We start from the raw sequence: 13,252 nt of genomic DNA, 5'->3' as shown, positions 1-13,252 counted from the left end.
TAGAATCAAAATTATTGCTATCATTACCTAAATCTAATAATTAATATTTTTTTATGTGTGGATTACTAACTTTAAATGGACTCAGCACCAGAGGTGAACAAAGTGAATCAAAGCCCATTGACATCTCCAAGTAGTACGGGCTTGCTTGCCAATCGTTATCAACTCAAGCAATTAATTGGCAGCGGTGGCATGGGTGAAGTTTTTTTAGCAAATGATGTTTTGTTAGGAGGTATACCAGTTGCTATCAAGTTTTTGACTCAAACTGTAGTTAATACCAAGATGCAACAAGACTTTGCTCGTGAAGCTTTAATGAGTGCAGCCTTGAGTCAAAAAAGCGTACATATAGTGCGGGCGTATGATTATGGTGTGAATGATAAAGGAAAACCATACTACGTCATGGAATATCTATGTGGCAAGAGCTTAAAAGATTTAATTCCGCTACCTCTGCCCATGTTTTTGACTCTCACTCGCCAAATTTGTTTGGGCTTACAGTGTGCCCATCAAGGGATTAATATTGATGGCAAAATTTGTCCGTTAGTTCATCGAGATATCAAGCCTGCCAATATATTAGTTATTCCCGATCCAATATTGGGTCAGTTAGTTAAAATTCTCGATTTTGGTATTGCTAGATTTTTGAATTATGCATCAACAGCTAGTACAAGTAGCGGATTTAATGGCACTTTACCTTATTGTTCTCCAGAACAGCTAGATGGAGAAAAATTAGATAGTCGTTCTGATATTTACAGCCTGGGTGTGATGATGTTTGAGATGCTCACAGGTAAAAAACCTTGGCAACCGGAAACTGATTACTTTGGTGCTTGGTATAAAGCACATCACTTTGAAGCACCAAAAACGATTGCAGATGTTAAACCCACTCTTAAAATACCTCAAAAACTCAATAATCTAATTATGGCTTGTCTGGCTAAAAAAGTAAGCGATCGCCCGCAAAATATTGCTGAAATTTTGCAACTATTAAATAGTTTAGAACAGTCTAATTGCCCCAGTTTACCTACAAATATCGACTCTCACTCAGTTCTTAACCGTCCTTTAAACTCTGCATTACCAATCACAGTAGAACAAAGCTATCGGCAACTTTTGTGGCCTCCAAATAAACCAATTCAAGAAATTGTTTTTCCCCAGCTTCTAGACACCCCACAAGGCTCGATTACAGCGCTATGGTTGATGTTGTCTAAACAAGAAATCAAAAATTATGCAGTTTCTATCCGTTACAACCAGTTCATCTTTGTGACATCCCCTCACCCAATGTTGTTGTGGGTAACTGTACTCTACAATCGGCAATTCGCTCCTAAGTGGCTACCGTGCTACTTAGATATGCAAAATCCCCAAAACCTGAGGATGGTAAGTTTTCTGGCTGAAAATGAACAATATCCTTTGATTTTCTTTACTCTGGAAGCACCACATTCCTGCATCAAGGTTCTCAGCAGTCGCATTGAGTCAACTCAGCGGCAAATGTTAAAAACTTGGGTGCAACAAAGCCATAGGCTACCACCCACTTCTCAACCTCAATTGAGCAAACAGCTATTGAAACAGCAGTATAAACAAATGCAATCCCGAATATTGCAGCATCTGGAATCAGAGCCACAGGTTGTGTTATCACGGTCTTTTTAACGAATAATTCGCACCTGAGAGATACGTAACAAAAATCATTTTTAATTTCTAACTCCGAAACACTTGACAAGTAGAGAAAAAATAGTGATAATAGCAAAGTTGCCAAACAAGGGACTGTAGTTCAATTGGTTAGAGCACCGCCCTGTCACGGCGGAAGTTGCGGGTTCGAGCCCCGTCAGTCCCGTTATAAATTTATCAGTAGCAAATCACTTAACTTAGGTGATATTAGATTTTGAATTACCCAAAGAGGTTGACTCAGGATTCAAGATTTAAATATAAGCTACATTTATCATGCTTTGCGAAAGAGAGAATTAACTGTGACTGTTAGAGTCCGTATTGCGCCGAGTCCAACCGGAAATTTACATATTGGTACAGCTAGAACTGCTGTATTCAACTGGTTATTTGCCCGCCACCACGGTGGGAAATTTATCCTGCGAATAGAAGATACAGATTTAGAGCGATCGCGTCCCGAATACACCGACAATATTCTTGAAGGACTGCGCTGGCTAGGACTTAACTGGGATGAAGGGCCATTTTTCCAATCCCAACGCCTGGATCTTTATAAAGAAGCAGTAGAAAAACTACTAGATCGAGGATTAGCCTATCGCTGCTACACTACTTCCGAAGAACTAGAGGCGCTCCGGGAAGCTCAAAAAGCTAGAGGCGAAGCTCCTCGCTATGACAACCGTCACCGCAACCTTACCCCAGAACAACGCGCCGCCTTTGAAGCAGAAGGTCGTTCTTTTGTAATTCGCTTCAAAATCGAAGATGGGCGGGAAATTGTGTGGAATGACTTAGTAAGAGGCAAGATGTCTTGGCGAGGTAGCGATTTAGGTGGTGATATGGTGATCGCCCGCGCCTCAGAAGAGGGTAGCGGTCAACCTTTATACAACTTTGTCGTTGTCGTGGATGACATCGATATGCAAATCACCCATGTCATCCGCGGAGAAGACCACATCGCCAACACTGCCAAACAAATTCTGCTGTATGAAGCGATGGGTGCAAAAATTCCAGAGTTTTCCCATACGCCATTAATTTTGAATATGGAAGGGCGCAAGCTTTCTAAACGAGATGGCGTCACTTCCATTTCTGACTTTCAGAAAATGGGCTTTACTGCTGAAGGTTTGGTAAATTACATGACATTGCTGGGTTGGTCGCCACCAGATTCGACACAAGAAATATTTACCTTAGAAACAGCAGCCAAAGAATTTGGCTTTGAGCGCGTCAATAAAGCAGGTGCAAAATTTGACTGGGACAAGCTGGATTGGTTGAACAGTCAGTATATTCACAGCACGCCAGTAGATAAACTCACAGATTTACTCATCCCCTATTGGGAAGCGGCTGGTTATAAATTTGATGGTGGACGCGATCGCCCCTGGTTAGAACAGCTAGTAACTCTAATTAGCCAGAGTTTGACTCGCCTGGTAGATGGAGTAGCTCAAAGCCAACTGTTTTTTAGCGATACAGTTGAATTTAGCGATGAAGGCAGTACACAACTCAAGCAAGAAGGTTCGACTGCTGTTCTTGAAGCGATTGTCACAGCTTTAGAAAATCAGCCACAACTCTCGGAAGCCGCCGCCCAAGAGATTATTAAACAAGTGGTGAAAGAACAAAAAGTCAAAAAAGGCTTAGTGATGCGATCGCTTAGAGCAGCTTTAACTGGAGATGTTCATGGCCCAGACTTAATCCAATCTTGGTTACTACTAAATCAGATTGGTTTGGATAAACCGCGCTTGAGTCGGGCTATAACGGAAGCTAAGTAGCGATTACTGCCAGATTTTAGAAATATTTCAGATTTTAGGGGCGCACAAACGTGTGCCCCTATCCATAAGGGAAAGCAACTATGGGAACAAGAAATCATTGACTAATTACTAATGAATTATTCCCAGTTTCAAATCTAAAATAGGTAGTCAATTCTTCTCATATTGGGAACTTGGTGTGTAAAATTCATGTCTTCAAAAACACTTAGAAGCGAACGTAATTACAATGCCGACAAAAGCGCTCAATAGAGGGATGAGATTATCGTTTATGATAGTTACGCTCTTCATCACATCGACAGTTAATGCTGCGGTTGATGCTCAGGAAGCGCCAACGATATTTGGAGATGTCACCATTAGCCCTCAGTTTTCGCCAGACCCCTTGACAGTTCGCGGGATGAGTGGTGGCTCAATATCTGGGAGTCAAGTAGGTGGGAGAAGCGAAACAGCCACTGGCCCTTGTACCGGATTTGTGGATGAAACACCAGACCACACATTAGCGTTAACAAGTAAATTTGACTACCTAAAGCTGCAAGTGCAAAGTCCTGAAGACACCACCATGATTATTAAAGGGCCTGGTGGTACTTGGTGCAATGACGATTTTGATGGCAAAAATGCTGGCATTGTTGGTGAATGGCTACCTGGAAGTTACCAAATTTGGGTTGGTTCTTACGAAAAAGGCAAGTATCTTCCTTACACTCTAAAAATTACAGAAGTAAAGTAGGGAATTGGGCGTTAGGAGTGCTGAGTGCTGAGTGCTGAGTGCTGAGTTAAGAGTTAAGAGTTAGGAGTTTTGTTTATCTCCTTGTCCCCTTGTCCCCTCATCTCCCTCACTCCCCACTCTCCCAGAATCATGATTGAGAGCGGCTGGAACGATACAAGGAGCATTCTGAAGAAATTCTTCCTGTCTTTGCATCCCGTTGCGCTCCCTTTTCTCGTGCGATATTGTATTAAAATTAAGTTAACTTTGATTAAGATTCTTGTTGGCATCGCCATAATGCTCTAATCGGCTTATGGCACTGCATGTAAGAGATCAAATTAAACAAAATGGATTTATAAACATCCGTTTAGCAGCTTAAAGTAACAGAGTGATAAACATTCGGTTACTAGAGCTAACAAGTTGTATAGGCATCTAGAGGCAAATTAAAATGAAATTCTCTTGGAAAGTCGTAGCACTCTGGACATTGCCAGCTTTGGTAATTGGCTTTTTCTTCTGGCAAGGGGCCTTTGCAGGCGCTCCTACTGACATGAGCAAGAATGCAGCTAATACCCGCATGACTTACGGTCGCTTTCTAGAATACTTGGACAGCGATCGCGTCAACAGTGTGGATCTTTACGAAGGCGGTAGGACAGCAATTATAGAAGCCCGCGATCCAGACCTGGAAAATCGTGTCCAAAGGTGGCGTGTGGATTTGCCTGTTAATGCTCCTGAGTTAATTAGCAAGCTCAAAGAGAAAGCTATTAGTTTTGATGCTCACCCCATACGTAATGATGGCGCAATTTGGGGATTGTTGGGCAATCTCATCTTTCCAGTTTTATTGATTACTGGGTTGTTCTTTTTGTTCCGGCGTTCTAGCAACCTTCCTGGTGGCCCAGGTCAAGCTATGAACTTTGGCAAATCTAAAGCGCGTTTCCAAATGGAGGCAAAAACCGGCGTCAAATTTGACGACGTAGCTGGAATCGAAGAAGCTAAAGAAGAACTACAAGAAGTCGTCACCTTCCTGAAGCAGCCAGAAAGATTTACGGCTGTGGGCGCACGGATTCCCAAGGGAGTGTTGTTAGTTGGGCCTCCTGGAACTGGTAAAACTTTATTAGCAAAAGCGATCGCAGGCGAAGCAGGCGTACCTTTCTTCAGTATTTCCGGTTCGGAATTTGTGGAAATGTTCGTTGGTGTGGGTGCATCCCGCGTGCGCGACTTGTTCAAGAAAGCTAAAGATAACGCCCCCTGTATCATCTTCATCGATGAAATTGACGCCGTAGGACGGCAACGGGGCGCTGGTATCGGCGGCGGTAACGACGAGAGAGAGCAAACCCTCAACCAATTGCTCACCGAAATGGACGGGTTTGAAGGTAACACCGGCATCATTATTATTGCTGCTACCAACCGTCCCGATGTACTAGACTCAGCCTTGCTGCGTCCCGGTCGCTTTGACCGCCAAGTAACAGTCGATGCACCCGATATCAAAGGGCGTTTGGAAATCTTGCAAGTCCATGCGCGGAATAAGAAACTAGACCCTAGCGTATCTTTAGATGCGATCGCTCGCCGCACTCCTGGATTCACTGGTGCTGACTTAGCCAACTTGCTCAACGAAGCAGCAATTCTCACAGCTAGAAGACGCAAGGAAGCGATCACCCTCCGCGAAATTGATGATGCGGTAGATAGGGTAGTCGCTGGGATGGAAGGTACTCCTTTGGTAGATAGCAAGAGCAAGCGCTTAATTGCATACCACGAAATTGGACACGCTTTAGTTGGGACTTTGTTAAAAGACCATGACCCAGTACAGAAAGTTACCCTGATTCCACGAGGACAAGCACAAGGTTTAACTTGGTTTACACCCAACGAAGAACAGGGATTAATTTCTCGTTCTCAGTTGAAAGCCAGAATTACTGGTGCTTTGGGTGGTCGCGCCGCTGAAGAGGTAATTTTTGGGGCTGCGGAAGTCACAACTGGCGCTGGTGGAGACTTGCAGCAGTTATCGGGAATGGCCCGGCAAATGGTGACTCGTTTCGGGATGTCCGACTTAGGGCCATTGTCGTTAGAAAGCCAGCAGGGAGAAGTATTCTTGGGTCGTGACTGGACAACCCGATCTGAGTATTCTGAATCCATCGCTTCCCGCATTGATGGACAAGTCAGAGAAATTGTTGAGCAGTGCTACGACAATGCTAAGAAGATCATCCGTGACCATCGCACTGTCACCGATCGCTTAGTAGATTTGCTCATTGAAAAAGAAACCATTGATGGCGAAGAATTCCGCCAGATTGTAGCTGAGTACACTGAAGTACCTGAGAAGCAACAGTACGTACCGCAACTGTAATAGTTGACTCTTTTCTGGTTACTATCTGGAAATGAGTAAAGTAACAAAAAATAAAATGAGGGTGGCGTATACCATCCTCATTTTTTTGCGGTTTTTCAGTGTTAGGAAGCTCCTAATTTTAAAATTATCAAAATTTATAAACGCATAAACTCTACAATAAACCTTGTTTTTTCAATTTAGCTAGCGCATCTTCAGCCGCAGCTTTTTCAGCCTCTTTTTTATTGCGTCCCTTACCTTCTCCATAAATCTTTTCATCTACCAATACTTTGGCTATGAATTCTGGCGCATGAGAAGGGCCTCCTATTTGGTCTGTAAAGTATTTTGGGGGATTTGGAGTAACGTTGCGTTGCACCCATTCTTGAAAGCGGTTTTTTGAGTCTACATTAGAACGAGGCAAAATTATATGCTTAGGATCTACAGAATCAAATAGTGGTTCTATAATTGCGCGAACTGTTTCAATATTAGAATCATTATCCAAATAGTAAGCACCAAGAACTGCTTCAAAGGTACTACTGAGTAAATTGGGATTTTGGTAGCCTCCATCTCTAATTGCACCTTTTCCTAACCGCATCCTAAAGTCTAAGCCTACCTCCTCAGCGAACTTTGCCAATTGTTTCTCATCTACCAACGCCGAACGCCGCCGTGTTAATTCATCTTCTCCCATTTCTGGGTGACAACTATATAGATACTCGCCACTTAAGAAATTCAGTAAAGCATCACCGAGGAATTCTAGGCGTTCATTATGTTCGCCTTCTCCGGGGTTTTCATGGACGTAAGAACGATGCGTAAGCGCACGGCGTAGAAGTTTTTCATTATGGAATATTAGAAGTTTGTGCATTTTATCTTATATTTTGTTGCAGAAATTCACTGTTGGGGGAGTTTACAAGTGTTGTTTTGTTAAGACATGAAAAAACCGCAAATCGCGGTGTCTTGGGAAAACCCAGTTTTTTATTCAGCTGGGTTTTTCAAAGCTATTTTAGGCAGCCAGTATATCTAATTCAGTTAAAAATAACTGCTGATTTTGCTTTTTGACTTTGCCATCCTTTATAGCAACATCAATAAACTGACTAGGGCGTGTCATCAATTGAGCCAAATGACAGAAGCAGCCAGATAAATTGCACCTAGAAAATTTGTAGCGCGTTTGTCGTAGCGCGTTGCGATCGCTCGGTACTGCTTGAGTTTGGCAAAAAAGTTTTCAATCAGATGACGGGCTTTGTATAAATCTCGGTCATAGTCACGAGGTTTGGTACGGTTGCGTTTGGGAGGAATCACTGCGGTTTTGCCCAGAAACTCAAGTCGCTCAATCACTCGCTCATCGGCATCATACCCTTTATCTGCCAGTACTGTGTCAGCCATAATAGTGGGTAGCAATTGGTCGGCTCCATCCAAGTCACAGGCTTGTCCTGGTGTCAGGTAAAATCCTATCGGATTGCCTAAAGCATCTACTACTGCATGAATCTTGGTACTCAATCCGCCTTTGCTGCGACCAATAGCTTGTGTAGATGGCTCCCCCCTTTTGCACCCGCACTATGTTGATGGGCGCGGACAATTGTCGAGTCTATCATCGCATATTCGTTGTCGGCATCATCTGCCAAATGCTGAAACACCCTCTCCCACACACCTGTTTTTGACCATCTACTAAAGCGAGTGTGAATCACCCGAAAATCTCCAAATCTTCCCGGTAAGTCACGCCAGGGTATGCCTGCTCGGTAACGATATAACACTGCTTCGACAAACAACCGATTATCTTTCGCTGTGACTCCCACATACCCCTCTCGTCCAGGTAGTAGGTCTTTGATTCTCTCCCACTGGTCATCTCGCAGTGCATATCGGCGCGTCATCGTTTTCAAGAGCGTTTATTTCTTTCAGCAGTTCTCATTCCACTTTACCTAATTGATGACACGCCCTAAAACTCTTAAATTTTTTTCCATCATCAGTAGAAATAGATAAGTATCCTTGATAGTTATCACAACGTTGACGCATCAATTTATCAATGCGACCAAATACGGTAGGCTTACCTTGGCTTGAAGCAGTTTTGATAGCTTCAATTAGATACTCTATAGCCTCTTTGCAATTAATCTGAGACACAATGGAAACAATTTTAGGCTGATTTGTATCGCTAGTTAATTGGGGTAAATCATCTAAAAAGTAAAATTCATCAGCCAATTCTTTAAGCTTTTGTTTTACATTACCTTTTTGAGCAACAATAATGGCTTTTTTCCCTAATTTTTGCAAATTATGAACCAATTTTACAAAGTCTCCATCTCCTGATATGAGCATAATTTTATCTGGAGATATATTACTGTGAATCTCCTCTAAGCAGTCGGCTATTAATTGGTTATCTGCACTATTTTTTAAAGGACAGGGAACATTAACACAGTTAAAACCAAGATTGCCTAAATCATCTTTTACAGAAACTTGATCTTTACACTGTGCATTGTAGTAAACTTTTGCACTAATTATACGTCCTTTAGATTGTGCTAAATTGAACAATAATTTAGCCTGATATGGACTTAATTTAGCATTTTGGTAATCCCAAGAAATGGAAACTAGAGGTAGCTGCTGGCTTGTTTGTCTATTAGAAGATTGATTATCGTGTGGCATTGTAATATGTCCAGAATTCGTTGGTGAACTAGACAGCTTAAACAAATTACACATCTAGCAGTAACAAGGCTTTATACGAGGAATTTGTACTCAAAAAGTACTGTCCTCCAACAAAGCTCTCTACCGTCGCTTTTGTTTGGTTTAAGTCTCAGCAGTAGAACTCCCAGTTTCCTAGCAAGTTTCGCGTCATACCTTCCCCTGAATATTTATCCAAACATCTTGTGTTCCCATTGAAAGTCTAGCCAATCAGTTGACCTGACATTGGACTGAATATTCAGCCGAAGGAACAACACGAAGCTCGGCAGGAAACTAGGAATTCTGCTGCTGAGACAGCCACCAAAAACCTGCGTTTTAGAGTGCAGTTGTTTGTTCTGTCCTATGTACAGAGTTACATGGATGACCTTGGATTGTCAATACACTTATTCATGAAGATTCATTAAAGCGTTCACCCATATCCATGAACTTTAAAAATGCTTTATGGTATTTTTTTTTAAATATTTTAGTTAATAATTTATGGTTTATTTTGCGCGATCGCACCATACAAAATACCTAAAATCCTCTTAATATCCTTAATATAATATTCACTCAAATCAATCGAAACTACATTGCCTTCAAGCTTAAGAAATTGCCAGATAGTACCGATAGTAACAGCACCATATATAGCTTTGATTTGATTCCCACCTCTCTCATTAAATAACTGAGCCGCTACCATTTCGGCAATACATTGGGCTAAACCAGACCTCAAATTCTCATTTTTACTTTCTACTAAGACAATTACCGGACTGCGTACAAGCAACTGCTCCGAAGAAAGACTCAAAATAAAATCACAAAAGCCGTTTAATCCTCGCTGGCTATCAACAGTAAAATCAACTCCTGAAAAAAAGCTTATTTCATAATTAAATTTGCGTCTAATTTCTAATAAAATTGGACTGATTATCATTTCACTACGAGCTTTTTCAGAACTGATCGCTACTGCTAAATCAACATTTTCCCTCAAAATAGTAGATAATAAATCACTACAGTCTTGCTCCTGTACATTTGCAAATAGTCCAGACGACTCGTGGATAACTAACTGAAAAGAATCGATAACTTCAATAAGTTTAAAATCACTATAAGCCATAAAACTTACTCTTTTGTCTTATGACTGAATCCTATCTTATTTATAAATGTGTCAGAAATTGGTATGCTAAAGGCCGAGACTCGCTATGAAAGCAAACAATGCCTGCGCCTACTATCAACCCCACCATAACTGCCTTTCCCTTGACAGCTGTAGTCGGTCAAGAAGCAATTAAATTAGCCTTGCTATTAGCCGCAGTCGATCCTGGTTTGGGGGGAGTGGCGATCGCAGGTCGTCGCGGTACGGCAAAATCTGTAATGGCTCGTGCTATCCACGCTCTACTACCACCGATTGAAGTTGTTAAAGGTTCAATCAGTAATTGTGACCCCAACCACCCAGAAGAATGGGACGATCAACTTTTGACGGAGTACGCAGACAAAGACATTCAAGATGTGCCTGTCGAAATTATCCCTGCACCTTTTTTGCAAATTCCTCTAGGTATCACCGAAGACCGACTATTAGGTTCAGTAGATGTTGAAAAGTCGGTAAAACAAGGTGATACGATTTTTCAGCCTGGGTTACTCGCTACAGCAAACCGTGGTGTACTGTACGTAGACGAAATTAATTTATTAGATGACCAAATATCAAATCAACTTTTAACAGTATTATCTGAGGGACGCAACCAGATAGAACGGGAAGGAATTAGTTTTCAGCATCCGTGCAAATCCCTATTTATTGCTACTTACAATCCAGAAGAAGGGGGATTACGGGAGCATTTGCTAGATAGAATTGCGATCGCACTTTCTGCTGACGGTGTACTCGGCTTAGATCAAAGAGTAGAAGCAGTTGAAGTTGCGATCGCTTATTCTAAATCTCCCCAAGACTTTCTCCAACAGTACAACGAAGATTTAGACTCACTCAAAACCCAAATCATCTTGGCGCGGGAATGGTTAAAAGAAGTAATCATCACCCACGAACAAATTGCCTACTTAGTAGATGAGGCAATTCGCGGCGGAGTTCAGGGACATCGCGCCGAGTTATTCGCCACGCGGGTTGCCAAAGCGGCTGCGGCTTTAAAGGGACGAACAACAGTTAATGCCGAAGATTTGCGCCGTGCTGTGGAATTGGTAATTGTACCACGCGCCACAGTTGTGCAGACACCGCCACCAGATCAAGCACCACCTCCGCCTCCACCCCCACCACAACAGAATCAAGAAGAACCCCAGGACGAATCAGAAGAGGAACAAGAAGAACAAGAAGAACAGGAAGAAAATCAAGAGCAAGAACCCCCTAGTATCCCAGAAGAATTTATCTTTGATCCAGAAGGGGTAATTCTTGATGACAGCGTGCTTTACTTTACTCAAACAGCGAAGCGACAAGGTAAATCTGGTAGTCGCAGCGTCATATTCTCCGATGACAGGGGACGCTACATTAAACCAATGTTGCCCAAAGGAAAAGCGCGACGCATTGCAGTAGATGCCACGCTGAGAGCTGCGGCTCCTTATCAAAAAGCGCGAAGAGAAAGACAACCAGATAGAAAAGTTATTGTCGAACAGCCTGATATTCGCTCGAAACGCCTAGTACGCAAAGCTGGGGCGTTAGTAGTATTTGTGGTAGATGCTTCTGGCTCAATGGCCCTGAATCGAATGCAATCGGCTAAAGGTGCAGTGATGCAACTGTTGACGGAAGCTTATCAAAACCGCGACCAAATAGCATTAATTCCCTTCCGGGGAGAACAGGCAGAAGTGTTATTGCCTCCAACACGTTCTATTGCCTTAGCGCGTAACCGCTTGGAAAGGTTGCCTTGTGGTGGAGGTTCACCCTTAGCGCATGGTTTAACCCAAGCTGTGCGCGTCGGCTTAAATGCCCAAATGAGTGGAGATATTGGGCAAGTTGTCCTTGTAGCTATCACCGATGGACGGGGTAATATTCCCTTAGCGCGTTCTTTAGGTGAACCGATAGAACCAGGAGAAAAGCCAGATATCAAAGGAGAATTATTAGAAATTGCTGCCAGAATCCGTGGTTTGGGGATGCAACTATTAGTAATTGATACGGAAAGTAAATTTGTGTCTACTGGCTTTGCCAAAGAATTATCGCAAACAGCAGGCGGTAAATATTATCATTTGCCAAAAGCGACAGATCAAGCTATTGCTGCTATGACCAAAGGTGCGATCGCTGATTTAAAATCTAGATAATTAGTCATTAGTCATTAATCATTAGTCATTAAATTTTTGACTCAGTACGACTACGAGCCAGTGGGCATTACCTGTGGTTGTAAATAGCAAATCAAATCTTGAATTCCCTTTTGCAGATACCGTGTTACTGTCATTGGACTAGTACCAATGTTTTTAGCAGCATCCTTGCGAGAAAGTTCCTTTAGAAATACCATTTCAACTGCCATCCGAGGCTTTTCTTCCAACATATTGATTGCGCCTTGGAGTTGTTGGCGTTCTTCTTCTTGTTGCAGAAGCACATGAGAACGAGGACAAGGAAGTGCTTCGCCCAAGGTTATTTGGCAATCAACATAATTAACCGCGGTCGCATCTAAACTCAAAGGCATCCGATTTTGAGCAGCTAACTTGGTTTCTTGCCATTCTTGCACAGATACCCGGAGGTAGCTGGCAATTTCAGCATCCTTGGGCTGACGACCTAAAGACATTGCCAAGTCCTTGCGAATCTTTTGCCCTTCATTGTATAATTCTTGCCAACGACGGGGAATTTTTAATAGAGTACTGCGATCGCGCAAAAAGTGCAGCATCTCACCGCGAATGTATGGTACTGCAAAGGAACTAAAAGCATATCCTTGGCTAGGGTCGAAACGCTCAATTGCCCTAATTAAACCAAAATAACCTATTTGTTCTAAATCTTCATAAGGTTCATTACATTGATGGCTAAATTTATGAGCCATCTTCCGTACTAAACCAGTATGTAACTGTACAAGTTTATTACGAAGTTTAATAGATGGATTCTGGTGGTACAAGTGTAATAATTCTATACCATCAGTTCGTAAAGAGGACTCACTTGTTGCCATATACATTCCTTTGTTGTAACTCCTATTCCTGGGAAAATGGAGTTGCGTATATTTTCTTTTAAGCTGTCATTATTTTCCTTAGTCAAGCCTGAATAAGCCATCGTCGTTTCACTGAACTTGTCAGGGGTCACACTCCGCA

10 protein-coding genes and 1 tRNA gene are annotated in these 13,252 nt (G+C 42.4%); 6 read left to right on the top strand and 5 right to left on the bottom strand.

The window, feature by feature from the left end; translation table 11 throughout:
* Positions 1-102 precede the first annotated feature (102 nt).
* The 5 genes from RMY27_RS18990 (at position 103) to ftsH2 (ending at position 6,421) form a co-directional block, all read left to right on the top strand.
* Complete coding sequence (locus RMY27_RS18990; protein WP_322665823.1) at positions 103-1,629, top strand: serine/threonine-protein kinase; 1,527 nt, start codon at positions 103-105, stop codon at positions 1,627-1,629.
* A gap of 110 nt (positions 1,630-1,739) precedes the next feature.
* A tRNA-Asp gene (locus tag RMY27_RS18985) sits at positions 1,740-1,813 on the top strand.
* A gap of 133 nt (positions 1,814-1,946) precedes the next feature.
* Positions 1,947-3,392, top strand: a complete 1,446-nt coding sequence (gene gltX, locus RMY27_RS18980) for a glutamate--tRNA ligase (RefSeq protein WP_322665821.1) — start codon at positions 1,947-1,949, stop codon at positions 3,390-3,392.
* Positions 3,393-3,615: 223 nt separating this feature from the next.
* Positions 3,616-4,110 carry a hypothetical protein gene (locus RMY27_RS18975; RefSeq protein WP_322665820.1) on the top strand — a complete coding sequence of 165 codons (495 nt, stop codon included), beginning with the start codon at positions 3,616-3,618 and terminating at the stop codon, positions 4,108-4,110.
* Between the two features lie 424 nt (positions 4,111-4,534).
* Positions 4,535-6,421 carry an ATP-dependent zinc metalloprotease FtsH2 gene (ftsH2, locus tag RMY27_RS18970; RefSeq protein WP_322665818.1) on the top strand — a complete coding sequence of 629 codons (1,887 nt, stop codon included), beginning with the start codon at positions 4,535-4,537 and terminating at the stop codon, positions 6,419-6,421.
* 151 nt (positions 6,422-6,572) lie between these two features.
* Here the strand turns inward: ftsH2 and rnc are convergent, their stop codons facing one another.
* From rnc to RMY27_RS18950, 4 genes are all read right to left on the bottom strand, one after another.
* The gene (gene rnc / locus RMY27_RS18965; RefSeq protein ID WP_322665816.1) at positions 6,573-7,259 is read right to left on the bottom strand and encodes a ribonuclease III; all 687 of its coding nucleotides are present in this window, start codon (positions 7,257-7,259) and stop codon (positions 6,573-6,575) included.
* Positions 7,260-7,501: 242 nt separating this feature from the next.
* Positions 7,502-8,262, bottom strand: a protein-coding gene (locus RMY27_RS18960; protein WP_416212354.1) for an IS5 family transposase whose coding sequence is annotated in 2 segments (ribosomal slippage) — positions 7,502-7,926 and positions 7,926-8,262 — 762 coding nt in all. Because the reading frame shifts where the segments join, the coding sequence is not laid out codon by codon here.
* Positions 8,263-8,296: 34 nt separating this feature from the next.
* Positions 8,297-9,025 (bottom strand): NYN domain-containing protein, encoded by a 729-nt coding sequence (locus tag RMY27_RS18955; RefSeq protein ID WP_322665812.1) that lies wholly within the window; start codon positions 9,023-9,025, stop codon positions 8,297-8,299.
* A 511-nt stretch (positions 9,026-9,536) separates the two neighbouring features.
* Positions 9,537-10,145, bottom strand: a complete 609-nt coding sequence (locus RMY27_RS18950; protein WP_322665810.1) for a hypothetical protein — start codon at positions 10,143-10,145, stop codon at positions 9,537-9,539.
* A gap of 98 nt (positions 10,146-10,243) precedes the next feature.
* On the opposite strand from RMY27_RS18950, the gene bchD reads away from it, so the two are divergent.
* Positions 10,244-12,277 (top strand): magnesium chelatase ATPase subunit D, encoded by a 2,034-nt coding sequence (gene bchD, locus RMY27_RS18945; protein ID WP_322665808.1) that lies wholly within the window; start codon positions 10,244-10,246, stop codon positions 12,275-12,277.
* Between the two features lie 50 nt (positions 12,278-12,327).
* Here the strand turns inward: bchD and RMY27_RS18940 are convergent, their stop codons facing one another.
* The gene (locus tag RMY27_RS18940; RefSeq protein ID WP_322665806.1) at positions 12,328-13,113 is read right to left on the bottom strand and encodes an RNA polymerase sigma factor SigF; all 786 of its coding nucleotides are present in this window, start codon (positions 13,111-13,113) and stop codon (positions 12,328-12,330) included.
* Positions 13,114-13,252: the final 139 nt, after the last annotated feature.

Source organism: Nostoc sp. DedQUE09 (assembly GCF_034530915.1).
Lineage (GTDB): Bacteria > Cyanobacteriota > Cyanobacteriia > Cyanobacteriales > Nostocaceae > Nostoc.
The sequence above is the reverse complement of the archived record's forward strand: the minus strand, read 5'-3'. Positions and strand labels throughout refer to the sequence as shown.